Source organism: Dechloromonas sp. A34 (assembly GCF_026261605.1).
Classification (GTDB): Bacteria; Pseudomonadota; Gammaproteobacteria; order Burkholderiales; family Rhodocyclaceae; genus Azonexus.
In genome coordinates this window covers 3,260,910-3,284,786 of record NZ_CP102486.1, presented here as the reverse complement: position 1 = coordinate 3,284,786, position 23,877 = coordinate 3,260,910, and the positions used below count along the sequence as shown (strand labels likewise).

The 23,877-nt window shown below is 63.5% G+C and carries 25 protein-coding genes; 10 read left to right on the top strand and 15 right to left on the bottom strand.

The features are described from left to right. Positions 1-6: 6 nt before the first annotated feature. Positions 7-135: a hypothetical protein gene (locus tag NQE15_RS16425; RefSeq protein WP_265942761.1), complete on the bottom strand. Its 129-nt coding sequence runs from the start codon at positions 133-135 to the stop codon at positions 7-9. 146 nt (positions 136-281) lie between these two features. Between NQE15_RS16425 and NQE15_RS16420 the strand changes: the two genes are divergently transcribed. After that, positions 282-1,478: a PilT/PilU family type 4a pilus ATPase gene (locus NQE15_RS16420; protein WP_265942760.1), complete on the top strand. Its 1,197-nt coding sequence runs from the start codon at positions 282-284 to the stop codon at positions 1,476-1,478. 49 nt (positions 1,479-1,527) lie between these two features. On the opposite strand, the gene NQE15_RS16415 is transcribed toward NQE15_RS16420, so the two are convergent. Genes NQE15_RS16415 through NQE15_RS16405 form a run of 3 tightly spaced genes read right to left on the bottom strand, consistent with a single transcriptional unit; the run spans position 1,528 to position 2,980 of the window. Further along, positions 1,528-2,382 (bottom strand): alpha/beta hydrolase, encoded by an 855-nt coding sequence (locus NQE15_RS16415; protein WP_265942758.1) that lies wholly within the window; start codon positions 2,380-2,382, stop codon positions 1,528-1,530. Next, the gene (locus NQE15_RS16410; protein ID WP_265942756.1) at positions 2,291-2,569 is read right to left on the bottom strand and encodes a hypothetical protein; all 279 of its coding nucleotides are present in this window, start codon (positions 2,567-2,569) and stop codon (positions 2,291-2,293) included. Before NQE15_RS16410 ends, NQE15_RS16415 begins: the two co-directional genes overlap by 92 nt. Positions 2,570-2,584: 15 nt before the next feature. After that, entirely contained in the window at positions 2,585-2,980 is a 396-nt protein-coding gene (locus tag NQE15_RS16405; protein ID WP_265942754.1) for a winged helix-turn-helix transcriptional regulator, read from the bottom strand. Between the two features lie 90 nt (positions 2,981-3,070). Here NQE15_RS16405 and NQE15_RS16400 point away from each other — a divergent pair, with 90 nt between their 5' ends. Continuing rightward, a complete protein-coding gene (locus tag NQE15_RS16400) occupies positions 3,071-3,922 on the top strand; it encodes an SDR family oxidoreductase (RefSeq protein ID WP_265942752.1) in 852 nt (283 codons plus the stop codon). Between the two features lie 58 nt (positions 3,923-3,980). On the opposite strand, the gene NQE15_RS16395 is transcribed toward NQE15_RS16400, so the two are convergent. Then, positions 3,981-4,805, bottom strand: coding sequence for an AraC family transcriptional regulator (locus tag NQE15_RS16395; protein ID WP_265942750.1), 825 nt, complete (start codon positions 4,803-4,805; stop codon positions 3,981-3,983). A 142-nt stretch (positions 4,806-4,947) separates the two neighbouring features. Here NQE15_RS16395 and NQE15_RS16390 point away from each other — a divergent pair, with 142 nt between their 5' ends. Beyond that, entirely contained in the window at positions 4,948-5,496 is a 549-nt protein-coding gene (locus NQE15_RS16390; RefSeq protein ID WP_265942749.1) for a peroxiredoxin-like family protein, read from the top strand. Positions 5,497-5,519: 23 nt separating this feature from the next. On the opposite strand, the gene sbcC is transcribed toward NQE15_RS16390, so the two are convergent. The 8 genes from sbcC to NQE15_RS16350 all read right to left on the bottom strand — a co-directional run bounded on the left by sbcC (position 5,520) and on the right by NQE15_RS16350 (position 14,788). Next, on the bottom strand, positions 5,520-8,957 hold the full coding sequence (sbcC, locus tag NQE15_RS16385; RefSeq protein ID WP_265942747.1) for an exonuclease subunit SbcC: 3,438 nt from the start codon (positions 8,955-8,957) through the stop codon (positions 5,520-5,522). Then, positions 8,954-10,186: an exonuclease subunit SbcD gene (gene sbcD / locus NQE15_RS16380; RefSeq protein WP_265942745.1), complete on the bottom strand. Its 1,233-nt coding sequence runs from the start codon at positions 10,184-10,186 to the stop codon at positions 8,954-8,956. The genes sbcC and sbcD overlap by 4 nt, the downstream gene beginning before the upstream one ends. Positions 10,187-10,279: 93 nt before the next feature. Next, a complete protein-coding gene (locus NQE15_RS16375) occupies positions 10,280-11,146 on the bottom strand; it encodes a hypothetical protein (protein WP_265942743.1) in 867 nt (288 codons plus the stop codon). 225 nt (positions 11,147-11,371) lie between these two features. Next, positions 11,372-11,866, bottom strand: coding sequence for an RNA methyltransferase (locus tag NQE15_RS16370; protein WP_265942741.1), 495 nt, complete (start codon positions 11,864-11,866; stop codon positions 11,372-11,374). A 10-nt stretch (positions 11,867-11,876) separates the two neighbouring features. Continuing rightward, positions 11,877-12,533, bottom strand: a complete 657-nt coding sequence (locus NQE15_RS16365; protein WP_265942739.1) for a DsbA family protein — start codon at positions 12,531-12,533, stop codon at positions 11,877-11,879. Next, the gene (locus tag NQE15_RS16360) at positions 12,530-12,982 is read right to left on the bottom strand and encodes a disulfide bond formation protein B (protein ID WP_265942737.1); all 453 of its coding nucleotides are present in this window, start codon (positions 12,980-12,982) and stop codon (positions 12,530-12,532) included. The genes NQE15_RS16365 and NQE15_RS16360 overlap by 4 nt, the downstream gene beginning before the upstream one ends. Positions 12,983-13,065: 83 nt before the next feature. Then, a complete protein-coding gene (locus NQE15_RS16355) occupies positions 13,066-13,359 on the bottom strand; it encodes an energy transducer TonB (protein WP_265942735.1) in 294 nt (97 codons plus the stop codon). A gap of 478 nt (positions 13,360-13,837) precedes the next feature. Continuing rightward, positions 13,838-14,788, bottom strand: coding sequence for an AraC family transcriptional regulator (locus NQE15_RS16350; protein WP_265942733.1), 951 nt, complete (start codon positions 14,786-14,788; stop codon positions 13,838-13,840). Between the two features lie 172 nt (positions 14,789-14,960). Here NQE15_RS16350 and NQE15_RS16345 point away from each other — a divergent pair, with 172 nt between their 5' ends. Both NQE15_RS16345 and NQE15_RS16340 read left to right on the top strand, forming a co-directional pair. Beyond that, positions 14,961-16,289 carry a tetratricopeptide repeat protein gene (locus tag NQE15_RS16345; protein WP_265942731.1) on the top strand — a complete coding sequence of 443 codons (1,329 nt, stop codon included), beginning with the start codon at positions 14,961-14,963 and terminating at the stop codon, positions 16,287-16,289. A gap of 281 nt (positions 16,290-16,570) precedes the next feature. Further along, positions 16,571-17,467: a diguanylate cyclase gene (locus NQE15_RS16340; RefSeq protein WP_265942729.1), complete on the top strand. Its 897-nt coding sequence runs from the start codon at positions 16,571-16,573 to the stop codon at positions 17,465-17,467. A gap of 58 nt (positions 17,468-17,525) precedes the next feature. Here the strand turns inward: NQE15_RS16340 and NQE15_RS16335 are convergent, their stop codons facing one another. After that, a complete protein-coding gene (locus NQE15_RS16335; RefSeq protein ID WP_265942727.1) occupies positions 17,526-18,215 on the bottom strand; it encodes a phosphatase PAP2 family protein in 690 nt (229 codons plus the stop codon). 192 nt (positions 18,216-18,407) lie between these two features. On the opposite strand from NQE15_RS16335, the gene NQE15_RS16330 reads away from it, so the two are divergent. From NQE15_RS16330 to NQE15_RS16310, 5 genes are all read left to right on the top strand, one after another. After that, a complete protein-coding gene (locus NQE15_RS16330) occupies positions 18,408-20,507 on the top strand; it encodes an ATP-binding protein (protein WP_265942725.1) in 2,100 nt (699 codons plus the stop codon). Beyond that, positions 20,504-20,911, top strand: a complete 408-nt coding sequence (locus NQE15_RS16325; RefSeq protein ID WP_265942723.1) for a response regulator — start codon at positions 20,504-20,506, stop codon at positions 20,909-20,911. The genes NQE15_RS16330 and NQE15_RS16325 overlap by 4 nt, the downstream gene beginning before the upstream one ends. A gap of 117 nt (positions 20,912-21,028) precedes the next feature. Next, entirely contained in the window at positions 21,029-21,628 is a 600-nt protein-coding gene (locus tag NQE15_RS16320; protein WP_265942721.1) for a DUF4202 domain-containing protein, read from the top strand. 97 nt (positions 21,629-21,725) lie between these two features. Beyond that, positions 21,726-21,869 carry a hypothetical protein gene (locus tag NQE15_RS16315; protein WP_265942718.1) on the top strand — a complete coding sequence of 48 codons (144 nt, stop codon included), beginning with the start codon at positions 21,726-21,728 and terminating at the stop codon, positions 21,867-21,869. After that, positions 21,869-23,014 (top strand): MBL fold metallo-hydrolase, encoded by a 1,146-nt coding sequence (locus tag NQE15_RS16310; protein WP_265942716.1) that lies wholly within the window; start codon positions 21,869-21,871, stop codon positions 23,012-23,014. Before NQE15_RS16315 ends, NQE15_RS16310 begins: the two co-directional genes overlap by 1 nt. A 132-nt stretch (positions 23,015-23,146) precedes the next feature. Here NQE15_RS16310 and NQE15_RS16305 read toward each other — a convergent pair whose 3' ends face one another. Next, on the bottom strand, positions 23,147-23,767 hold the full coding sequence (locus tag NQE15_RS16305) for a Clp protease ClpP (protein ID WP_265942714.1): 621 nt from the start codon (positions 23,765-23,767) through the stop codon (positions 23,147-23,149). Positions 23,768-23,877: the final 110 nt, after the last annotated feature.

The following is a 23,877-nucleotide window of genomic DNA, read 5'->3' as shown; positions in this document are numbered from 1 at the left end:
AGCGGCTCAGATATCGGGCCGCGAGTGGCCGGTGTCGCCGAAGTCCTGCTGCTCCTGGCAGAAGAGCGCCAACCAATGGTGATTACGCAGAATGGCGAGGCGACGACCGGTGATTACCGTCTTCACAGCGGTCAAGCAGCAACCCGGAATCGAAATTAAAATGGCGCGGATCAGTACCGCGCCGTTTTTTCGATCTGCCGGAGGAAATTGGTAAAGGTCTCTGCCCGCTTTGGTCCACTGTGTGTCACCCGTCCTTCGCCGGCGGCACGAAAGGAAACTTGATGAACAACGAAGACGTGATCGGCGACGAGCTAAAGAATTACATCCATGCCTTGCTCAAGGCGATGGTTCAGCATGGCGGCTCCGATCTGTTTGTCGCGCGCGACTTTCCGCCGACCATGAAGGTGCACGGCACGATGAAGGCGTTGTCGGCGCAGAAGCTGACCGCCGACATTTCGCGCAAGCTGGCGCTGATCCTGATGAATCACCAGCAACGCGAAGATTTCGACCGCGAGATGGAGTGCAATTTCGCCATTTCATTGCCCGGGATCGCCCGTTTCCGCGTCAATGTCTTCCAGCAGCAGGCGGCGGTCAGCATGGTCATCCGCACCATCACCAGCGAAATTCCCAACTTCGACAAGCTCGGCCTGCCGCCGATCCTGCGTGAGGTAATCAGCGCCAAGCGCGGCCTGGTGCTGGTCGTGGGCGGCACCGGCTCCGGCAAGTCGACGACCATGGCGGCGATGATCGATCACCGCAACTCAACGGCGCCCGGCCACATCATCACCGTCGAAGACCCGGTCGAGTACGTCCATGTCTCGAAGCAATGCCTGATATCGCACCGGGAAGTCGGGGTCGATACGCTGTCCTGGCACAACGCCCTGAAGAACACGCTGCGCCAGGCGCCGGACGTCATCCTGATCGGTGAAATCCGCGACATGGAAACCATGGAACACGCGCTGGCCTTTGCTGAAACCGGCCACCTGTGCATGGGCACGCTGCACGCCAACAACGCCAACCAGACGCTCGACCGGGTGGTCAATTTCTTTCCCGACGAACGCAAGGCGCAGGTCATGATGGACCTGGCTTCCAACCTCAAGGCCGTCGTTTCCCAGCGCTTGGTCCGCTCGATAGACGGCAAGCGCAAGGCGGCCATCGAAATCCTGCTCAACACGCCGACCGTGGCCGAACTGCTTTCCAAGGGGCAGTCGGCCGCGATCAAGCCGGTGATGGACAAGAGCCGCGAGCTGGGCATGCAGACCTTCGACCAAGCCCTGTTCGACCTCTACGACGCCGGCCACATCAGCTACGACGAGGCGATCCGCAACGCCGACTCGACCAATGAACTGCGGCTGGCCATCAAGCTGAAGAGCAAGAAAGGCGAGCCGTCGACCGCAAGCGGCCTGTCACTGTCGATGGAAGAAAAGGAAGAGCCGCCCGCCGAAGCCGCCGCCGAAGAGGCGGCCAGCGCCGGTTAAGCGTTTCCCCTGGCGCTGCTCGGCCGGCTTACGGCGTTTTTGCCGACGATCAGGAGGGGGTAGATTCCCCAATTGTTTGTGCTTCAGCCGCCGGAAGTTGGCCTGTGGCGAGGCTTTCCAGCCATACATGCAGCTTGCCCGCAGCGTCCGGCCATTGCGGGTCGAGCATCAGCATGTGGCCAGCCCCCTCGATGACCTGTGTTTTGGCATTCCACGAGGCAGCGGTGAAGAAAAGCATCGAGGCCGGGAAGACCTGGTCGGCCGAACCACCCATGACCAGCGCCGGAATGCGGGCCCGGCCACGGGCGATGCGAAAGGGCGCCGTGACCATTTCGGCCACGGCCTTTTCCGATTCCGGCTGGATCAGCGGCAGGTACTGGACGGATTCCTCCAGCGCCATGCTCGGCGAAAAATAAACACGGGCCATGGTGCGCATGGTTTTTTCGTTGGTCGTGCCGTTCACCGCATTTGGCAACTCGGCAAAGAAATCCGGCATGGTCAACGCGAAGCGGCTGGCCGTGCCACCCGTTCCGGTGGGCGGCACAGGCGCCAGGAAGGCCACGGCGCACGCCGTGCCCCGTTCGAGAAAACGCTGGCTGACCAGGCAGCCCATCGAATGAGCGATCAGCACCGGTGCCGCGGGCAGGCTGGCGACGGCAGCAGCGAGATCGGCGACGTAATCGTCGATGCCGAAATCGTCGAGCTGCGCCCGATCCGCCGGGCGGCTGCCGTGGCCGGAAAGCTCAAGCGCGTAGCAGTCGTAGCCCTGCTCCTGGAAATACGGAATGAAGCGGACGCCCCACAGGGCGGCGTTACTGTAACCGCCATGCACGAAAAGCAGCGGCGGCCGGGTACTCGGCTGACGGGCGGGGTAGTGGTGAATAATCGGGGGTTTCGCGGACATTTAGATATTCCTGGTTGAAAATGAGGGCGGATAAAGAGGTCAGCGCAATTTGAATTTTCAATTCATTTTGAATCTGCGCCAGGATGCATTTCTTCATCCCCTCAACGTGGCAGATCACGCCGATCATCTTGCCCCTGGCTTTCAGCATGTCGCGGACGACTTTCGTGAACGCACGAACAAGCTTCAATTGCTTTACAGAAGCCTACAGTCGCTTCTCCCTCTGCGCGGCCAAAATTTCCGGCAACTTGACCTCGATCCAGTCGGCCAGCGCCTCCACCTTTTGGCCTATTTCTTCCCCGAGCGGTGTTAGCCGGTATTCGACGTGGGGCGGCACCACCGGGTAGGAAATGCGCTCGACGAAGCCGTCGCCTTCCAGCCATTGCAGGGTCTGGGCGAGCATTTTTTCGCTGATGCCGTTTACTTTGCGGCGCAGGTCGCTGAAGCGCTGGGTGCCGCTCAAGAGGGCGACCAGCAGCAGGACGCCCCAGCGGCTGGTGACGTGCTTCAGCACTTCGCGGGAAGGGCATTTTTCGGCAAACAGTTGGCCGCGCTGCATGAGTTCGGCAAAGCCGGGCCGGGGATTGCTGTCGTTATGCATTTGAAACTTACCTTTGGGTGCGTACTTACTAAAAGTTAGTGTCGTCGCTATTCTGCCGACTCCACCCACTGAAATAAAGGAATTTTCATCATGATCGTCGTTACCGGAGCCTCCGGCCAACTGGGCAGCCTTGTCATCGAAGCCCTGTTGAAGAAACTGCCGGCTGGCGAAATCGTCGCCGCTGTGCGCCATCCGGAGAAAGGTGCCTATCTGGCGGCGCGCGGCGTGCAGGTTCGCCAGGCCGATTACGACCAGCCGGCCAGTCTGGCCTCCGCGTTTAAGGGCGCCGACAAGCTGCTGCTGATTTCGGCCAGCGAGGTCGGTCGCCGCGTGCCGCAACACCGCGCCGTGATCGAGTCAGCCAAGGCTGCCGGCGTCGGCCTGCTGGCCTATACCAGCATCCTGCATGCCGACACTTCGCCGCTGCCGCTGGCCGCCGAGCACCAGGAAACGGAAAGCCTGATCCGCGCTTCCGGCCTGCCGGCGCTCATCCTGCGCAATGGCTGGTATTCCGAGAACTACCTCGCCGGCATCCCGACCGCGCTGCAATACGGCGTGGTGCTGGGCAGTGCCGGGGAGGGCAGGATCGCCTCGGCGGCGCGTGCGGACTATGCCGAAGCGGCGGCTGCGGTGTTGATGCTGGACAACCAGGCCGGGCGCATCTACGAACTGGCGGGCGACCAGGCCTACACGCTGGGCGACATGGCCCGCGAAATCTCGCAGCAATCCGGCAAGGCCGTGGCCTACCAGAATCTCCCGGAAAGCGAGTTCAAGGCCGCTTTGCTCGGCGCTGGTTTGCCGGAAGGGTTGGCGACGCTGCTGGCTGAATCCGACATCGGCGCATCCAAGGGCGGTCTGTTCGATGACGGCCGGCAACTTAGCCGGCTGATCGGTCGCCCGACGACAACGCTGGCCGCGCAGGTCAGGCTGGCCTTGGGCTAAAGGCCGTGGGTAGAGCCTGCGGTCGCCACCATCGGCACCAGCAGGCGGCTTTGGCCGCTCAGTGCGACGCCATCGCGCTTGCTTGCGATAGCGCTCGCGACAGCGCGGAGGGGCTGGTGTAGCCGGCATCCCGCGCTGCCGCCTTCAATCCTTTGCCCGACTGCACGGCGCGCTGGGCAATCGCCAGCCGGATTGCCGAGAGGTATTTGCCCGGAGTTGCCAGCATTACCTCGCGGAAGGTATTGGCGAAGGCGGTGCGCGACATGCCGGCTTCTTCGGCCAGCGATTCCAGCGTCCATTTGAATTGCGGCTGGGCGTGGATGGCGACCAGGGCGCGGGCGATGCGCGGATCGGCCAGACCGCTCAACAGTCCGCCGGAGGTTTTCGGGTGAGCTATCAGGTGGCGCAGCAGGCCGATAAACAGGATGTCGCCGGCCCGGTCTAGCAGTGCCGGCTGGCCGCAGCGCGGCGCCTCCAGTTCCGAGGAGATCAGGTCGATTACGTGGCGCAGCGAGGATTCGGCACCGTCAATCGAGACCACCTGCGGTGTGGAGAATTCGTTGAGTAGCAGCGGGGCGACCGGTCCATCGAGCCAGGCGCGGGCGCACATCAGGCGCTGGAAGTTTTCTGCCGCCGGTGTTTCGAGTGCATGTGCGATGTCTGAACGGCAGATGACGATGCAGGGTGCCTGGAGTGCGATGCTGGCGGATGACCATAGTTGAAGGCGTATTTCACCTTCCGCCAGCAAGTGGATATGCAGGAAGGGAGATGGTTCAGCGGCGAAGTCCAGTCTGGCGATGCCGGCCGGCGGCAGGTTGACTTCTACGCGCGGTGCAAGGCCTTCGAGCAGGGCGGACAGTCGATCGAGGCGGTTAAGTTGCATCTGTACGAATTGCAAATATATATGAACGATTGGTTGCACTTAGTTCAGCACAATGGTCCGTGTCGGTCAAGCAGTGACGCACCGCTGAAACCGGCCTTCAACGATCTTGCGAAGACCCAGCAATTCAACGAAAGGATGCCTGATGACCGCTACCGCCCTGATGCCCCGCCACCCCGTTCCCGCGCTCAATGTGGCGTTAACCGACGGCAGCCGTTTCGTGCTCGGCGCAGCTCCAGGAGAGTGCTTCGACCTTGTCGTCTTTTATCGTGGCCTGCATTGCCCGATTTGCGCCAAGTACCTGCTGGAACTCGAACGCCTGGTGCCCGAGTTCGAAAAACGCGGCGTCCAAGTCGTCGCGGTCAGCAGCGACGATGGCGAGCGCGCCCATGCCATGGCCGACAAGGTCAAGGCCGGCGACATCAAAATCGGCTATGGCCTGAGCCTCAAAAGCGCCCGCCAGTGGGGGCTGTATATCAGCGCCTCGCGTGGCAAGACCTCGATTGGCATCGAGGAGCCGGCGCTGTTCAGCGAACCGGGTGTTTTCCTGGTCCGCCCGGATGGCACGCTTTATTACGGTGCGGTGCAGACCATGCCCTTCGCTCGCCCGCAGTTTCAGGACCTGCTCGGTGCCGTCGACTTCGCCATCGCCCACGACTATCCGGCGCGCGGCGAATATGCCGGTAGCGTCTGAGTTTTCGCCGCGATTGGCCCGCCCTAAATACTCAACCGCGAATACCCGACCCCGCCGCCCTTGTCGACGCGGATCTGCGCCGGGATGCGCTCCTTCATGCCTTCGACGTGGCTGATAACGCCGATCATCTTGCCGCTGGCGTTCAGGGTGTCGAGGGCGTTGAGGGCGATTTCCAGGGTGTCGGCGTCGAGGGTGCCGAAGCCTTCGTCGAGGAACAGCGAGTCGATCGAGGTTTTGTGGCTGACCAGGTCGGAGAGGGCCAGGGCCAGCGCCAGGCTGACCAGGAAGCTTTCGCCGCCGGACAGCGTGCGCGTGTCGCGGGCGACTTCGCCTTGCCAGCTGTCGACGATGTCGAGTTCCAGTTCGCCGGTGGTCTTGCGGCGCAGCAGGTAGCGGCCGTGCAGGCGGGCGAGGTGGCCGTTGGCGAGGTGCAGCAGGTGGTCGAGGGTCAGGCCCTGGGCGAACTTGCGGAACTTGTCGCCCTTGGCCGAGCCGATCAGGCCGTCGAGGCGCTGCCAGATATCGCTCTCGGTGATTTGTGCGGCGATCTGGGCGAACAGCGCCTGCTGGCTTTGCCGTGCCTGTTCGTCACGGCTGAGTAGGGCGCGCTGGGCGCCGAGTTGTTCGCTGAGTTGGCGGCGCTGGGTGTCGAGTTGGGCGAGGGTTTCGTCGAGTTCGACGAGCGGCGGGATGGGTGTTTCGCCGGTGCTGACTTGCAGGCGGATGACCTTTTCGCGGGCCGCCGTGAGTACGGCTGCGGCCTGCTGTTTCGCCAGTTGCCGGGTTTCCTGCAGTTGCCGCAGGCGCTGGCGTTCTTCGGCTGGTAGCAGCGCAGCGCTGTAGGCGGCGAGGTCGGCGAAGGGGCTGGCGGCGAGGGCGGTTTGCCAGGCGGTCGCGGCGTCGGCGAGGGCTCTTTGCTGCTGGGCGAGGTTGGTTTCGAGTTGCGCTTGTCGGCCTTGTTGCGCGGCGAGTTGCTGGGTCAGGTCGGCGATGCGCTCGGCGCAGCGGGCGAGGGCGGCGGCCGGATCATCGGTGGCCGGCAGGTCCATGGCCGACGGCGTTTCCGGGAAAGCTTTCCGGCGCTCCGCCCAATGCACCGCCTGGATTTGTGCGGCGTCGTGGCGCTCCTGCTGCTGGACGAGGAGGGCGGCCAGCGCCTGCCGGCGTTGTTGCGTTTGCTGCCAGTGCTGCCATTCGCCATCGCGTTCGCCTAGCCAGGTGGCGGGGTCGGTCGGGATTTCGCTCAGCGTTTCGATCAGCTTTGCATCGAGTTCGGCCTGTTCCTGGGCGATGGCCTGCAGGGTTTTGTGAATCTCGGCCTGGCGGGTTTGGCCGGTTTGCGTCGTCTGTTGCAGCAGTTTTTGCTGGTTGCCGGCGTTGAGCAGCGCTTGAGCGGCGTCGGCGGCGGTCTTGCGGGAGGCGTTCAGGGTTTGTTCGCCCTGGTCGGCGGCCTGCATTAGCGCGGCGAGTTGGGTTTGGGCCTTTTCGGCGGCTGCGCGGGCGGTGGCGAGGGTGGTGGCGTCCTGCCAGGTGCCGAGCGCCAGCGACTGGGTGGCTGGCAGCGCGGCGATGCCTTCCTGCCATTCATTTTGCAGACGGGCGCTTTCCTGCGTTGTCTTGGCTTGCTGCTCCAGCCCGCTTTTTTGCGTGGCTTGCGCGGCGGCCTGTTCGGCGCGCAGTTGCTGGCCTTTCTGGGTCAGCGTTTCGAGCGCAGCCTGTTTTTCCTTAAGCGCAGTTTCAGTGGCGGAAACGTCAAGCGCGGCGTAGGCGGTGATGGCCGGGTGCTCCAGCGCGCCGCACAGTGGGCAAGCTTCGCCCGGCTGCAGTTGCCGACGATGTTGCTCCAGGCTCTGGATGCGGCGTTCCTGTTCGAGCAGTTTCTGCTTGTCGGTGACCTGGCCAGCGAGTTCCTTGTGTTGCTCGCGCAGCGCGACCAAGGTTTTTTCCTGGGCGGCGATCTTCTGTTCGCCCTGCTGCAGTTGCGTGGCCAGCGTCGTTTGCAGTTCGGCCAGTTCGCGCCGGCGCTGGGCGAGGGCTTCGAGCTGCTGCCAGCGGGCGAGGCCGGCCTGTTCGCGCTGCCAGTGCTGGCGCAGGTCGGCCAGGGTCTGGCCGGCGAGGCGCTGGTTCTGTTCGGCCAGGGCTTTGTCCAGCGCGCTGTCGGCCGTGGCTTTTGCCTTGGCCGCGGTGTCGACCGCAAGATTCTGCGCGGCGAGCTGGCGGGCGGTTTCGGCTTGTTCCTGTTCGAGTTTCCGCTGTGCCTGCTGCTGGGCGGCGAGGTCGCGGCCGAGCCTGGCACGCTGTTCGAACTGCTGGCGCCAGACGCCGAGGCGTTCGCCGAGTTGGGCGCGTTGTGGGTGGGCGGCGCAGAAGTCGTCTAGTTGCCGGACTTCGCGCTGGCTTTGTTGCAGGGCTTGCAGCGCCTGGGAGGCGACCTGGGCGCTGTAGTGGCTGGCGGCGACGTGTCGGGCGAGTTGTTCGCCTTGCAGCGTTTGGCGCTCGGCGTGCAGCGACTTGAGTTCGGCTTCGCTTTGCTGGCAGGTCGTGCCTGCCTGCTGCCATTGCTGGTGCAGTGGTTTCAGGGCTTCGGCCGGCTCGCTGGCGGCGAGTTTTTGCAGGTCAGGGGTGGCGGCGGTCAGCGCGGCCGTGGCTTCCTGCTGTTTGCCTTCCGCGGTTTTGATTTCCTGTTCGCCTTGCGCCAGATCGAGGCGCCACTGGCGCTGGCTTTGCGTTTGCTGGTGGCGGTGCTGGAGGTCGGCGAGTTGCGTGTCTAGGCGGGCGGCTTCCAGTTGCATCGCGGCGCGCTGCTCGTCGGTGAGGAGTTCCATGCCGTCGGCACGGGCTTTCAGCTGGTCGAGCTGGCTTTTGGCCTCGCGCGCCTGTTCGAAAACCTTGCGCGAAATGTCGCCGTAGATTTCGGTGCCGGTCAGTTCTTCCAGAAGCTCGGCCCGTTCATTGGCGCTGGCGTTCAGGAAGGCTGCGAAACCGCCCTGGGCGAGCAGCATGGACTTGGTGAAGCGCGGGAAGTCGAGGCCGGTAATCTCGGCGATGCGCTTGAGCTTGTCGTTGGTCTGCGTGCTGAGGATGGTGCCGTCGCCATTGGCGTCAAGCGCAGCCAGTTCGACCTTGGGCGCCTGCAATGCGCCGTCCGCCTTGTCGCGGGCGCGACGCTGACTCCAGAAGGCGCGGTAGACGGCGCCTTTGACTTCGAATTCGACCTCGGCCAGGCAGTCGGCGGTGTGCCGCGTCATGATGTCGTTGTCGGAAGCCGAGATCGTCTTCAGGCGCGGCGTCTGGTGGTAGAGCGCGAGGCAGATGGCGTCGAGCAGGGTCGATTTTCCGGCGCCGGTCGGGCCGGTGATGGCGAACAGGCTGTTGTCGGTGAAGGGGGGCCGGGTGAAGTCGATGGTCCATTCGCCTTTCAGCGAATTGAGGTTTTTCAGACGCAGGGTCAGGATTTTCATGCTTCCTCTCCCTGCAGGCCGGCGACGACGGCGCGGTAGCGTTCATTGAGCGCCGCTTGCATCTCGTCGCTCAACTCCTCCTGTTGCAGGCGGCGGGCGAAGACGTCGTGCGGGCTGAGTTCGTCCAGCGTTTCGCTGGCTGCGGCGTCCAGCCGCGCGGCGGTGTTGCCGCGCTGGCGGCGGATGCGCAACACCTCGACCGGCCAGCCTTCGGTCAGCGCCTCGATGCGTGCCGGCAGGTCGGCCAGGTAGTCGTCTTCGGCCACCGTCACTTCCAGCCAGGTCGGGCGCTCGCGGCTGCCTTCGGCCGCTGCTGCAGCGATCGCGCCGCGCAGGCTGTCGAGATTGCCGCTGACCGCGACCAGCCCTTGAAAGCAGGGCACCGGCAAGGCGGTCACCGCCTTGAGGCCATCGGCGTCGAGATCGACGAGCAGCACTTCTTTCTGCTGCCTGGCCTCGTCAAAACTGAGCGCAAGCGGCGAGCCGCAGTAACGGATGTGCTCCAGCCCGCCGACCCGTTGCGGCCGGTGGATGTGGCCGAGCGCGATGTAGTCGGCCGGCGGGAAGGCCGTGGTCGGGAAGGCTTCCAGCGCTCCGACGTAGATTTCGCGGACCGACTCGCTGGCGCTGGCGCCGACCGTGGTCAGGTGGCCGGTGGCGACGATGGGCAGTTTGCCGGGCAGCGAGTTTGCCAGGCTGAGCATTTTGGCCAGCGCGGCGGCGTGCACCGCTGCGTAGTGTTCCTGGATCGCCGTTTGCAGCGACAGCTGCTTTTCTTCGGCGCTTTGTCCGGCCTGGCTGTGCAGTACGTCGCGCGGCCGGACGAAGGGGATGGCGCAGACGATGCAGCCCGGTTCGCCGGTGCGTTGTGGCAGGACGATGACTTGTGTGGTGACGTCTTCGTGGGTTGAAGCGATGACGGTTGTTCCCAGGTGGGCGAGCAGTTCGCGGCTTTCGCCCAGGGTGGCCGGCGAATCGTGGTTGCCGCCGAGCACCAGGAGCGGGACGCCGGCCTTGTACAGTTGCCCGACCAGCTGGTTATACAGCTCGCGGGCGTAGCTCGGCGGCGTGCCGGTATCGAAGATGTCGCCGGCGATCAACACCGCATCGACTGCGTGTTCCTCGACCTGGTCGAGCAGCCAGCCGATCAGCGCCTGATGCTCGGCCTGCCGGCTCTTGCCCATGAAATGCTGGCCGAGGTGCCAGTCGGAGGTGTGGAGGAGGCGCATACCGGGCTGCTGAATGGGAAAGGGCGAAGTTTAAACGGCAAACTGCCCTTGCCGCAGCGAGCATTGCTCGCGTTCGACCGGTAGGGCGCTGCCTCAGCTCGTTTGCGTCGTGCCCGAACTGGCGACGTAGCGCTCGCTGACGAAACTTTCGATCGCCTGCAGGAAAGTGTTGCCCGAGTACTTGCCGGCCAGCTCGCGCGCCTTGCCGAGGAACTCTTCTTCGCTGATCCCGGCGGCCTTGGCCAGTCCGAGCCAGATGGATTGCGGAAAGCTCGTGGTGGCGGTTTCCGGCATGCTCAGGTTTTCTTCATTCCAGCGCTGCTTCCATTGGTCGGGGATTTCTCCCGCCAGTTCCTTCTGGATCTGCGCCACGTTGGCGAGATCCTTTTTCATCTGCTCGGCTTCGCTCAAGGGGGCTACCGTCGAAGCAGGTTTCAGCCGGTCCATGGCCGAGGCGATGTCGACTTCGCGCTGGGCGTCTTCCATCGTCATCGGCGTTTTCCAGCCTTCAGTCTGGACGGTGTGGATCAGGCGCACGTAGGGCATCAGATTCGTCATGCCTTGGGTGTTGGAGGCTTTGGCGGCGTGCATTTCACTTTTTATTTGCGCGAGGAGCGCTTCGTTCTCCGGCAACAGGGGCAGGTTGCCCATGCCCGGCGTGGCGCTGCTGCTGCCGCTGATGCCCGGGTTGGCCTGTAGCCGGGCCTGTGCTTCGTCGAGAATGTCCGGCGGAAAAACCCTGTTCAGTTCGGCCAGTGCCGCCTGGCGGACGGATTCCGGGACGGCGAACCGACCTTCGGTTGCGGCCGCCTGACGGGCTTCGTTCGAGATGCTCACTGTCGTGCTTTCGCTCGTTGCCTTGCTTGCCGTGCTCTGGCTGCTCGCCGCGCTGCCGCTCGTGCTGCGTAGCGCGGTTGCTGCGCTGGTGGCGTAAAAAGATGCGATGGCTGAGATGCTCATTGTTTTCCTCCCGTCAAAATGGACTGCCCTTGGCGAGATGCAACAGCAATATCGATGCCATGCGATAGGAATGCCTGGCCGCCCGTGCCATGCCTTGCCGGGCGGCGATGTGCGGCAAAATCAGGCACTGGTCGTAACGGTAGCCGGCAATATTTGCTGCGGACCGGAAAAAACTGCTTTTATCCTGCCTCGACCATCACCAGACGGCGGGCACAGATCCGGACTTCACTCGGCCGTATGACGAAAACCGCTGGCCTTCAGCATCCGGTCGTAAAGCACGACATTGACCGTCGCCGCCAGATTCATGCAGCCGTGGGTCGGGATGTAAATGATGTCCTTGCACCAGGAGGTCACGTTCTTCTTCAGGCTGCCGTCTTCCGGGCCGAAGATGTAGAAGGCCCGTTCCGGATGCGCGTACTCGGTCAGCGGCTTGGCATCCGGGTGGATCTCGATGGCGACCGGGGTGCAGCCGAAGGGAATCACCGATTGCAGGTCGTCGACGCCGATCAGCGGCAACTGCAGATGGACCTGCTTGGTGTCGGTGCGGAATTCGGCCGCCCGCTCGTAGCGCTTGCCGGTGTAGAACACCGAGTTGACGCCGTAGCAGCCGGCGGCACGCATGATGGCGCCGACGTTTTCCGGGCCCTTGGGGTTGTAGAGTCCGATGCAGGCATAGCCGGTGTAGTCCTTGACGGCCTGCTTCCTGGTGATCGTTTCCATTTGCTGTCGCTTACTTGCCGCGCGTCGCGACCAGCGCGTCGTCGACCAACTGTTGCAACTGCTCGAAGCCGAAACTGGGCAGCGGCTTGCCGTTGACGAAGAACTCCGGCGTCATCGTGACGTTGAGGGTCTTGGCATCGGCGAGGTCCTGTTCGATGACCTTGGCGATGTCCGGCGAGGTCAGGTCGAAGGCCATCTGTTCCATGTTCAGGCCCAGGCCTTCGAGATGCGGCCAGGCCAGCGCGACCTGCGCCGTGTGGTGCGGCGCCCATTGCGCCTGGGAAGCGAGCAGGGCTTCGAGCACCGGCCAGAACTTGCCCTGCATGCGGGCGGCTTCAAGCAGCGCCACGACCTTGTCGGAGCCGTTGTGGAAGGGGGCGTAGCGCAGCACGAGGCGGATCTTGTCCGGATTGGCCGCCAGCAGCTGCTTGACCCGCGGGTAGAAGGCGCGGCAGGTTTCGCAGGCGGGGTCGAGGAACTCGACGATGACGACCGGCGCCTCGGCCTTGCCCAGGGTCGGCGAGTGCATGCGGATCAGGGCGGCGCGGTTGGCTTCGGCGACCTGATTGGCCTGCTTCTCCTGCTGGGCCGAGTAGTAGAAGGCGCCGCCGGTGAAGGCGAGTAGCAGGATGGTCAGGGCGACGACGAAGAGGGTTTTCTGGTTCATCGGGAACTCCGGTAACGCGCCGCCAGCAGCAGCGCGGCAATGGTCAGGAAAGCAAGGACGGAAAGCAGCGGAATGGTCAGGAAGCCGAACCAGGTCACCACGGTCACCGAGCAGGGCACGCCCTGGGTGCAGGGCTTGATGCTTTCGGGAATGATCCCCATCACCAGCAACTGGTGGAAGACCGCGATCAGGCTACCGATCACGGCCAGGGGCAGGGCATAACGGACGACCCGGGGATCGAAGGGAAAGAGCCCGAGCGGCAGGATCACGGCCAGCGGCATCATGAAGATGCGCTGGTACCAGCACAGCGTGCAGATCGGGTAGTTCATGACCTCGCCGAAGAAGAGGACGGCGAGCGTCGCGGTCGTCGCAATCACCCAGGCGGCGAAAACCAGCAGCCAGGCGTTGCTGTCTTGCGGTCCGGGGGAGCGCAGGGGGTGGGAATTCATGGTGATCTGCTTGCCGATTCGTCGAGCCGCGCACTATACCGATTTGACCTGCCGGCAGCTACGCCGGGCCGGCGCCTGGATGGTCACGGGGCGTCGTCGGGGTGGAAGTCCACGGCCAGGTCGATCGTGAAGGCGCGGCCGCGCAGGCTTTCGGGAACCTCGGTATGCCCGGCCGCCAGGTACATTATCTCCAGCGCGGCCTGATCGAGGTCCGGGAAATTGCTGCTGCCGAGCAGGCTGATGCCGATCGGCGCGCCGCTCTCCGAGACGGCCAGGCGCATCGCGACCCGGCCTTGCCATCCGGCCTCGCGCGCGGCCGGCGGGTAGCGCCGGAACTGCTTGGCCTTCTGGCCCAGCGCCAGGTGATACTGGCGCAAACCGGCCACCTCGATGCCGCTGCGCAGGGGCTCGACCGGTGGCGCCGGCTGGGCGTCCGGCGTCGCCTGTTGGCTCGCCGGCTCGCTGGGCGGCGTGGGCGGGCCGGGGCATAGCTGCGTTCTTCGGGCTGGCGGGCCGGGGCCGTCTCGGCCGGCTCGCTCGGGCTGGACGGCGGCGGTTCGGCACTGGGCGCGACAACCGGGGCGGCAGCCGGCGGCTGGTGCAGGCTGGCTCGCAAATCGCCGTGCCGGGCGGCCGGCGATTCCGGCGACAGCAACAGACCGGGGGCCTGCCAGAAAAACACTGCATGAATGACCAGGGATACGATCAGCGGCCGCAGCAGCTGGCGCAGGTCGTTGAAGAGGCGGACGTGGCCGGCGCCGGGGTGGGGTTGCGGAGACATTGCGCGGAGTATCTCCGCGGCGGGCGCTTGCGGTCAACGCGGCATGGCGGCGTATTGCCAGGCCCGATGGCGATTCATCCTGGCCGGCGCCAGGCCGCAGGTGTCGTGCCGAAGGCCCGCTTGAACGCCCGGTTGAAGGCCGCATCGGATTCATAGCCGATCTCGCCGGCGATCTGCGTGGTCGACGCCGTGCTTTCGCGCAAGCGGGCGGCAGCCAGTTGCAGGCGCCAGGTCGCCAGATAACGCATCGGCGGCACGCCGATCAGGCCGGTGAAACGCTCGGCGAAGGCGGAGCGCGACAGTCCCACCGCCTGGGCCAGCTCCTCGGTCGTCCAGGGATGGGCGACGTCGCCATGGAGCAGGGCCAGTGCCCGTCCGACCATGCGATCACGCAGGCCGGACAGCCAGCCGGTCTGGCCTTCCGGTAAGGCGGCCAGGTAGCGGCGAACGCCTTCGACGAAAAGCAGTTCGGCCAGCTTGCCGAGCACCGCCGCCGAACCGCTGTCGCTGACGCCATACGCCTGGGCGGCATGGCGGAAGGAACTCTCCAGCCAGGCGCCGCCGCTGCCGTCGCGCACCCCGAGCTTGAGCAACGGGGGCAGGGCTTTGAGCAGCAGGTTGTCGGGCATCTCGCAGCCCAGATAGCCGCAGACGATGCGCGTCGGCTCGCCGCCCCCGCCGTAGCGCAGCAAGGCCGGCGCTTCCGGGCTCGGACCGTGGATCAGATTGTCGACAATCACCGGGCGCAGGCCCGGGGCGCTGCCTAGCACATGCCCGTCGTTGCGCGGCAGCAGCACGATCTCGCCGGCCTGCACGGCGAGCGCCGGACCATCGCCTACGCGCACGAACAGCCGACCATCGACGACATAGTGGTAGGCGATCAGGTGGGCCGGCATCCTGCCCTGGGCCTCGAACTCCTCTGGCCCGACCTGCGACACCACGCACCACGGTGCCGTGAATTCGGCGTCGAGAAAGACACCGCCCGAGAAGCGCACGGCGGCAAATACGTCGGAAAGGACATCCATATTTCCCCTCCATGAACAAGGCTCCGGCGTCCCGGTCAAATCTTCAGGCGTCCCGGATATATCGAGACAACATCCTTCAGATTACCTTAGCACTGCGCCCGTGGTCCGGCCGATTTTTCCGGACACGAGGCGAATCGACAGCAAACCATTCGACCCCCAAAGGAGACACCCAATGACCATCAATGACGAGCTGAGTCTTGCGCATTCCGGCGCCAGCGCCGACAGCCTGGCCCACTACCGGCGCGCCCTGCACCAGTTCCAGTGCTATATCGAAGATCCGGTGGCCAGCGTTGATGCCGCCATCGCCGAAAGTCCGGACTTTGTCATGGCCCATGTCCTCAAGGCCTACCTCCACCTGCTCGGTACCGAGCCGGCCGGTATCGCGGTGGCCCGCGATTGCCTCGATGCGGCGCTCCGGCTGCCGGCCAATGCCCGCGAGCGCGGCCATCTCGATGCCGTCGGCCAGATGGTCGACGGCCAATGGCTGCGCGCCGGACGGCTGCTTGAGGACGTCGCCATCGACTACCCGCGCGACATCCTGGCGCTGCAGGCTGGACACCTGGCCGATTTCTACGTCGGTAATTCGCGCCTGCTGCGCGACCGCATCGCTCGCGCCCTGCCGGCCTGGTCGCCCAGCATGCCGGGCTACCACTCAGTACTCGCCATGCACGCCTTCGGCCTGGAGGAAACCGCCGACTACGCCCGGGCCGAGGCCCAGGGCCGGGCGGCGGTCGAACTCGAGCCGCGCGATGGCTGGGCGCAACACGCAGTGGCCCACGTCATGGAAATGCAATGCCGGACGCACGACGGCATCGCCTGGATGCGCGCCAACCCCGATGCCTGGTCGACCGACAGCTTCTTCAAGGTGCACCTGTGGTGGCACCTGGCGCTCTACCACCTCGAACTGGGGGATATCGACGCAGTGCTGGCACTGTTCGACGGTCCGATCCACGGCGAGCGATCGACCATGGTGCTCGACATGGTCGATGCCTCGGCGCTGCTCTGGCGCCTGCACCTGCGCGGCATCGATGTCGGCCGGCGCTGGGCGGAAGTGGCCGACGGCTGGCTGCCGATCGCCACGGCCGGTAACTACGCCTTCAATGATGTGCACGCGGTGATGGCCTTCGTCGGGGCGCAGCGCCCCGATGCCGTGGCCGCCGTGCTCGAAACGCAACAACTGGCGATGCAGCGCAATGACGACAACGAAGCTTTCACCCGCAAGGTCGGGCATCCGCTGACGCTGGCGATCCAGGCCTTTGGCCAGGGGCACTACGACGAAAGCGTGCGCCTGATCCGCCAGGTCCGTGACATCGCTCACCGCTTCGGCGGCAGCCACGCCCAACGCGACTTGATCGACCTGACCTTGATCGAGGCTGCCCTGCGTGCCGGCCAGCGCCCACTGGCCACGGCGCTCTGTGCCGAACGCCTGACCCGGCGCGGCCACAGCCCGCTGACCGGCCAACTGGTCGCCCGCTGCGAGCCGCTGCGCGCGGCGGCTTGAGCGATCACCGAGGTGCCGGCGCGCCAGTCCACTCCTTGATGCTCGGCTGGGGGATTCCGGTCGATCGCAAACCGGATCTCCCCCTTAAGCGCGATATCGCACAGACAGCATGCCTTGCGCTAACTACTCTCGCTTCTACATTCCGGGTCGGCTGGTCTCGACCCGGTCACGCCCGGCCGCTGTGGTGTCTGTCGTTGTCCACGTATTGCCGGGCAGCAGGGGGCAATGGGCGGTCGATCGGTTTTTCTGCCGCATCGCTGCCACCGATAGGGAGTCTTGCCGTGGCACTCGCCGATGTCAGTCGTGATGAGTTGCAAGCAATTGTCGCGCAGCTCAAGGAGGCGTTGAATAACCACCAGGCATGGTATGGCGCTCTGGTTCGCACCCTCGTCTGCAGTTTGCCGGGCAACAAGCACGATACCAGCGACATTGCCCATACCGAATGCCGTTTTGGCCAATGGTTCTATAGCGATGCGCCGGAAAAGCTTCGCAAGCATCCCGGGTTTATCGCCATGGGCGAGGAACATAAGCGCTTGCATCACCTGGCCAAGCTGTTGCTGCTTGCCGCTGCTGCCGGAAACCCCATCGACCCGCTGGCCTATGACGGATTTTCCAATGCTCTCGAGCGGCTGCGACTTGAAATCTCGTCCCTTGAGCGGGAGCTGGAAAACTCGCTGTTCAATCACGACTCATTGACCGGGGCAATCACCCGTTACGACATCTTGCCGACCTTGCGCGAGCAACAGCAGTTGGTGAAGCGCCATGCCCATGTTTGCTACATCGCCATGATGGACCTCGATAATTTCAAGAGCATCAACGATCTCCACGGGCATCCCGCCGGGGATCGTGTGTTGTCAGCATCTATTCGTCATCTGATCAAGAATCTCCGTCCCTATGACAAGGTTTTTCGCTATGGCGGAGAAGAGTTCCTGCTCTGTATGCCCTACACCGAAATGGCGCAAGGTCAGGACCGAATCAAGGAACTCGCCGACGGGATCGCCGCATTGGAAATAGACATTGGCGAAAACACCCCGGTTCACGTCACTGCGTCTTTCGGCTTGACGCTTCTTGATCCGGACATTCCGGTAGGGGCCTCGATCGATCGTGCCGACAAGGCTTTGTTTGCGGCAAAAGCCGCAGGCCGAAATTGCGTCCGGATATGGGACGCGACGATGTGATTTTGGCGGCATCGATTGGCGTTGATCGCATGTTTCAGCGCCAATCGTACGACGACAGTTATTGATCTTTCGCCAACACGCGATAGCGCAAGGATAGCCATGCTGCCAGCAGGCCCAGTACCAGCCCGCCCAGCACATCAAGGGCGACGTGCTGGCGGATGGCCATCGTCGAATAGACGATGCCGATACACCATGCCCAGTTGAAGCTCAGTATCCATAAGGGTCCGCCAAAGCGGCGCAGCAGGTGATGCAGCCAGCCCCCGGAGAAGACGGCGGTGGCAACGTGCAGCGAAGGGCAGGCATTGCCCGAGGCGTCGATGTTTTTCAGGAAACCGAGTTCGGGAAACTGCGTCCAGTCGACAGTGGCGACAGGAACTGCCGTCGGCCAGAAGTAGAAGGCGAGCAGTCCGGCAAGGCAGGTGGCGGCAATGGCTATCGCGTAGAACCACAGCTCGCGTCGCGTCGCCAGCAATGCCGGTGGCAGGGATACATAAACCCACATCGAGACATAGACGGGTAGGGCGAGCGGCTGGACATCGATCAGGCGGTCGAGCCAGGTGATGGGCATGACCGTGATCGGGTAGGCCGGGTTCTTCAGCAAATAGAAGTACAGGTTGAAGAACAGGGTAATGAAAACCGTCGTTCCAATACCCTTCAAATAGACATGCCGGAAAAATACCGCCGCCACCTGGCGGTGCCAGGCCGTCGGCGTTTCCTCCTGGCCGATTGCAATTGCGGAGTGCGTCATGATTCTTTCCAACAACTCATACACAGCATTTATGGTAGCACCGGGTTTTTGTAAGCAGACAGGTCTGACCTCTTTGCCGGGGAACGTTCAATCGGACGAAGGGCGTCGGTCGGATTGGGGTAAATGTCACTGTCTTTTTGGCTTGCCAGGACCAAGACGACTATGATGTTGGGGCAGATAAAAAATAAAACCATGAATCCATTCATTAGCAAGCGTTCCCGCTTTTCCCGCAGCTTATGGCTGACCCTGCTGATGTTCGTTGCTTTTTCGGCGCTCTTTTTTATTTATGTGCATTCGGAAAAGCAGATCGACCAGGCCAATGAGCAGCGGATCCGCTCGTTTTGGCTGGCGCAGGAATTGCGTCAGTCGTCGGACGACCTGACGCGCATGGTGCGCAGTTATGTGACCACCGGCGATCCCCTGTTCAAGCGGCACTATCAGGAAATCCTCGATATTCGCGACGGCCTCAAGCCGCGTCCACTCGAGTATCAGAATATTTACTGGGACATGGTGCAGGCCGATGACCTGCGGCCGCGCCCGTCGAGCGGACAGAATATTTCACTGCTCGACCTGATGCGGCAAGCCGGCTTTTCCGATCTGGAGTTTGCCAAGCTGGCCCAGGCGAAAGCCAATTCGGACACCTTGACTCGCACCGAATTCGCCGCGATGGCGCTGGTCGAATCAGGAACCCCGCCCAGCGCCGCCGATCGGCTCAAGGCCAGCCGGATGTTGCACGATGCCGCCTATCTCCAGGCCAAGGCGGAGATCATGCGCCCGATGAGCGAACTGCATGAGATTCTAGAGCAGCGCACTACCGAGGCGGTGCGCGCAGCCACTGAGTTCGCCATGCTCTTGCGGCTGGTCTTCATTGTGTTCGGTCTGCTTTTGTTGTTCATGCTCTGGCGTACTTACCAGGCTTTGCGAACAACTTTGGGCGGGTCGCTGGACGATGTGCATGCGCGCATCGCGCGCTTGGGCAGCGGCGATTTTTCAACACACATTCCAGTGGCCATGGGGATGGAGGACAGCGTGCTCGGCTGGCTGTCCGAGACCCAGCTCAAGTTGGCGCGCAGCGATGCCGAGCGTCGGCAGGCGCTGATCGATGTGGCGGCCAGCGAGGCCCGCTTGCGCACCATCATCGAAAACGAACCGGAATGCATCAAGACGGTAGATGAACAAGGCTTGTTGCGTGAGATGAATCCGGCCGGGCTGGCGATGGTCGAGGCCGATTCTCTGGAACAAGTGGCTGGTCAACCGGTACTCGAGCTGGTTGCTCCGGAATACCGCGAAGCTTTCGCGGCGATGCACCGGGAGGTGCTGGCCGGGGCTGCCGTGCAAATGGAATTCGAAGTGTGCGGCCTGAAAGGCGGCCGACGCTGGATGGAGAGCCATGCCGTGCCGATGGCTGATAACGGCCGGACCATGCAACTGGCTGTAACCCGCGACATTTCCAGCCGCAAGGCGGCGGAGGCCGAACTTCAGGCCTATCGTCTGCATCTCGAGGATCTGGTTGCCCAGCGCACGGCCGCCTTGGCGGTGGCCAAGGAAGCGGCGGAAGCGGCCAATGTCGCGAAGAGCTCCTTCCTCGCCAACATGTCGCACGAAATCCGCACGCCGCTCAATGCCATTACCGGCATGGTGCATTTGCTCAAGCGTTCGGGCGTGCCGCCGCAACAGGCGGAAAAGCTCGAGAAGATCGATGTCGCCGGGCGCCATCTGCTGGAAATCATCAATGCCATTCTCGATCTGTCGAAGATTGACGCTGGCCAGTTTGTACTTGAGGAAAGCCCGCTCAATCTGGGGGCTATCGTCACCAACGTGACCTCCATCCTGGCCGACCAGGCCCGTGCGAAGAATCTGAAATTGCACTGCGAAGTTGCGCTGCTCCCTGAGTCCTTGCTGGGTGATGCGACGCGGATTCAGCAGGCGATATTGAACTACGTGAGCAATGCCCTCAAATTCACCGAACAGGGCAGCGTAACCTTGCGACTGCGGCTTGAGGCGGAGGACAGCGACAGCGTGCGGGTGCGTTGCGAAGTACAGGATACCGGGGTTGGCATTCCCGCCGGAGTCCAGGAGCGCCTGTTCGCCTCGTTCGCCCAGGCCGACGATTCGATATCGCGGCGCTATGGCGGCACCGGGCTGGGGCTGGCCATCACCCGGAAACTCGCCCAGTTGATGGGCGGCGAGGCCGGGGTGGTCAGCCAGCTCGGGGTCGGCAGCACCTTCTGGTTTACGGCCTGCCTGAAAAAAGCCGCTGGCACGACCGCTTCAGCCGCGGGGGGGCATTGAAGGCGGAAGCCAGCCTGCAACGCGATTATCAGGGGCGTCGGGTACTGCTTGTCGAGGATGAGCCGGTCAACCAGGAGATCGCCGTCATGCTGCTGAGCGACGCCGGTTTGCTGGTCGATGTCGCCAACGACGGCGTGGCAGCCCTGGCCTTGGTCGAGAAAAACACGTACGACCTGATCCTGATGGACATGCAGATGCCCGAGATGGATGGTCTGGAAGCGACGCGCCGGATACGGCAACGGGCCGACGGGTTTGGCATCCCCATCCTGGCCATGACCGCCAATGCCTTCGCCGAAGACAAGGCGCGCTGCTTTGCGGCCGGCATGGACGACTTCATTGCCAAACCGATTACTCCGGAGACGCTGTTCGCTATCGTCCTCAAATGGCTGGAGACTGGAAAGTAGGGCTTTCCGGTTTGGCGCGTGCCGGCCGGTTCGGCGCAGCGACATTACCGCTACAGTTGATCTATTGTTCAAGGGGAGGCCGAGCGGGCCGACCCGTATATCACCATGAGAAATTCAATGATTGCCAATCAGGAACGCTTCAACCGAGCCATTGCCCTGTTCGATGCCGCCAACGCCCAGGACCCGAATCAGGACGAAGGCCTGCCGAAGGAACTGCTCTACGCCCGGCGGATGACCGAAATGATCGGCCGTTTCGCGCCGCAGGCCAGCGAGGTCGCCCAACTTGCCGTGCGCGCCCAGCACATCCAGCGCTGGACCGTGCCGCGCAGCAGCTATCCGATGACCAAGCCAGGCTACTTCGCCTGGCGCACCGGCCTCTACAAATTCCACGCCGAGACGGCTGGCGACTTGCTGGTGCAGGCCGGCTACGATGCGCCGATGGTCGAGCAAGTGAAGGCGGCGGTCGGCAAGCAGGGGCTGATGACCAATCCCGATACGCAACTGCTGGAAGACGTCAGCAGCCTTGTCTTCCTCGAGCACTACATGTTGGGTTTCGCCGGGCAGCACGCCGAATACAGCGAACAGAAGTGGCTCGGCATCATCCGCAAGACGTGGAAGAAAATGTCCGGCGATGCCCAACGCTTCGCCACGACCGGCGGCATCAAACTGCCGGAGCCGCTGCTGCCGTTGATCCTGAAGGCGGTTGCCGAGGGCTGATTCGAAGCTTCGGAACATTACCGCTGGCGGCCGGACTAAACATCGAGTGCGAGCAACTTCGGGTTCGGAGACCTCGCCGAAGAACAGGAGGCCGCCTATGCAACACGATGACATCAGCCGGGAACTCGTCGCTCTCGAGCAAGAATTCTGGCATGCGATCAAAAACCAGGATGCTGCCACGGGGGACGCGCTGAGCGACGATCCCTGCGTGGTGGCCGCCGACCCTTACGGCCGGCACTGATGGCACCGACCGCACAGGTATCGGAAAAGTTTGTCACGCCGATCCAGTTGTTCGACCCGGCGTCGAGCAGCTTTACCTACATCCTGGTCGATGAAGCCTCGCGCCAGGGGCTGATCATCGACCCGGTCGACGCGCAGATTGACCGCGATCTGGCCGTGCTGGCGGAGCAGGGCATCGATCTGGTCTGGGCGGTGGAAACCCACGGCCATGCCGACCACATCACCAGCGCCTGGCTCCTGGCCGAACATGCTGCCGCGCGTACCGCAGCGCCGGCTGGCTGCGGCATAACGACGGCCTCGGTGCAGCTCAATGATGGCGACGTGCTGTCCTTCGGCGGCGAGCAGATTCGCGCACTACATACACCGGGCCACACCGCGGGCAGCATGTGCTACCGATGGCGCAACAACGTATTCACCGGCGACACGCTGCTGGTCGGCACCTGCGGTCGTACCGATTTCCAGTCCGGCAGCCCGCAGGCTCTGTACGACAGCCTGACCCGCGTGCTTTTCGCGTTGCCCGACGAGACCATCGTCTGGCCAGGCCACGACTATCAAGGCCACACCCGGACTACCATCGGCGCCGAGAAAGCAGACAATGCCCGGGTCGCCGGCAAAACACAGGAGGATTTCGTCAGTCTGATGAATTCCCTGAACCTGCCCAAGCCGAAGCGCATCGACGAAGCCGTGCCAGCCAACCTGACTTCAGGACACCGCCACGATGCCGGCGGTGGCGAACTGCATGGAGTGCAGGTGGCCACCGGTTACGCCGGTGATATTTCGCCGCAACTCGCCTACCGCTGGTGGCAAGCCGGCGAGGCGGTGCTGGTCGATGTCCGTACCGATGCCGAGCGGGAGTGGGTCGGCTTCGTGCCGGGCGCCGTCGCGCTGGCCTGGAAACAATGGCCCGGCATGGCCATGAATCCTGCCTTCGGCGAGGCGTTGGCCGGCGCCGTGCCGGCCGGCAAGAAAGTGCTTATGCTCTGTCGCAGCGGCGTGCGCTCGATTGCTGCCGCCCGGCGCGCCAGCGAACTCGGCTTCGAGGCCTACAACATCCTCGACGGTTTCGAGGGAGAGCCCGACGAAAACGCGCATCGCGGCAGCAAGGGTGGCTGGCGCCACCTCGGGCTGCCTTGGCGGCAGGGCTAGGCGAGAGCAACTGAGGCTGCTGACTCGTCCGCAAGAGGTGGTGGAAAATGTCCGGCGAGGGCCAAGGCTTAGCCACGACCTGCAGCATCAAATTGCCTGAGCCGCTGGCGCTCTTGATTCCGAAGGCTCTCTCTATGTCTTGCTGCGGGTCTTCGCCGCTTTCTTTAGGGCCGCCATGCTGCTGCGCTTGATGCGCGTTAGCCGGCGGCGGATATCGTCGGAGTCCATCCAGAGATCGGAACCCTTGAGGATGCCGGCAATTTCCGCCTCGCTGAGGAAGGGCTGACAGATCCGGCGCATGACCTTCTCGAACCAGCTGCCGACCGCCACCGCCTCGGCCTGCTGCTCGTTGCCCTTGCCTGAGAAGAAGCCGGAATAAGTGTGAAACATCAACTGGCAGTTGTCGTGGACGATCAGTTCGTCGCCACTGAGGAAGATCAGTGCGGCCATCGAATAGGCGCGTGCCTCGAGGATGGTGATCACCCGGGCGTTTGATGCCAGTACGTTGTTGATGATCTGCAAGCCGGTGTTGAAGTCGCCGCCGGACGAGTTGAGGTGCAGGTAGATCAGGTCGGTTTCGCTGGCCGTCCGCAGCGTGAAGAACAGTTCGGTGTAATGCTGCGGTTCGTGAATGTCGCCGCAGAGGTAATACGAAACCTGCCGAACCGGCAGTTGCTGCTCGTAGCGAATCATATTCCGGAAGGGCACAGTGGTCAGCGAGTCTTCGTCTTGGCCGGCAGTCTGTTTGTTCATGATCATTCCTCGGCGCTTTGTTGGGTCCGATTATGATCCTGTTCGCCAGTGCCGGGTATCGATCGCTCGGGCGAAACGTGGCGGCTGTGGGGCATTGGCGGGCTTTACCC

Coding starts and splice junctions, on each gene's coding strand:
- NQE15_RS16420 (WP_265942760.1), top strand. CDS start 282: ATGAACAACGAAGACGTGATCGGCGACGAGCTAAAGAATTACATCCAT.
- NQE15_RS16415 (WP_265942758.1), bottom strand. CDS start 2,382: ATGTCCGCGAAACCCCCGATTATTCACCACTACCCCGCCCGTCAGCCG.
- NQE15_RS16405 (WP_265942754.1), bottom strand. CDS start 2,980: ATGCATAACGACAGCAATCCCCGGCCCGGCTTTGCCGAACTCATGCAG.
- NQE15_RS16400 (WP_265942752.1), top strand. CDS start 3,071: ATGATCGTCGTTACCGGAGCCTCCGGCCAACTGGGCAGCCTTGTCATC.
- NQE15_RS16395 (WP_265942750.1), bottom strand. CDS start 4,805: ATGCAACTTAACCGCCTCGATCGACTGTCCGCCCTGCTCGAAGGCCTT.
- NQE15_RS16390 (WP_265942749.1), top strand. CDS start 4,948: ATGACCGCTACCGCCCTGATGCCCCGCCACCCCGTTCCCGCGCTCAAT.
- sbcC (WP_265942747.1), bottom strand. CDS start 8,957: ATGAAAATCCTGACCCTGCGTCTGAAAAACCTCAATTCGCTGAAAGGC.
- sbcD (WP_265942745.1), bottom strand. CDS start 10,186: ATGCGCCTCCTCCACACCTCCGACTGGCACCTCGGCCAGCATTTCATG.
- NQE15_RS16375 (WP_265942743.1), bottom strand. CDS start 11,146: ATGAGCATCTCAGCCATCGCATCTTTTTACGCCACCAGCGCAGCAACC.
- NQE15_RS16370 (WP_265942741.1), bottom strand. CDS start 11,866: ATGGAAACGATCACCAGGAAGCAGGCCGTCAAGGACTACACCGGCTAT.
- NQE15_RS16365 (WP_265942739.1), bottom strand. CDS start 12,533: ATGAACCAGAAAACCCTCTTCGTCGTCGCCCTGACCATCCTGCTACTC.
- NQE15_RS16360 (WP_265942737.1), bottom strand. CDS start 12,982: ATGAATTCCCACCCCCTGCGCTCCCCCGGACCGCAAGACAGCAACGCC.
- NQE15_RS16350 (WP_265942733.1), bottom strand. CDS start 14,788: ATGGATGTCCTTTCCGACGTATTTGCCGCCGTGCGCTTCTCGGGCGGT.
- NQE15_RS16345 (WP_265942731.1), top strand. CDS start 14,961: ATGACCATCAATGACGAGCTGAGTCTTGCGCATTCCGGCGCCAGCGCC.
- NQE15_RS16335 (WP_265942727.1), bottom strand. CDS start 18,215: ATGACGCACTCCGCAATTGCAATCGGCCAGGAGGAAACGCCGACGGCC.
- NQE15_RS16330 (WP_265942725.1), top strand. CDS start 18,408: ATGAATCCATTCATTAGCAAGCGTTCCCGCTTTTCCCGCAGCTTATGG.
- NQE15_RS16320 (WP_265942721.1), top strand. CDS start 21,029: ATGATTGCCAATCAGGAACGCTTCAACCGAGCCATTGCCCTGTTCGAT.
- NQE15_RS16315 (WP_265942718.1), top strand. CDS start 21,726: ATGCAACACGATGACATCAGCCGGGAACTCGTCGCTCTCGAGCAAGAA.
- NQE15_RS16310 (WP_265942716.1), top strand. CDS start 21,869: ATGGCACCGACCGCACAGGTATCGGAAAAGTTTGTCACGCCGATCCAG.
- NQE15_RS16305 (WP_265942714.1), bottom strand. CDS start 23,767: ATGAACAAACAGACTGCCGGCCAAGACGAAGACTCGCTGACCACTGTG.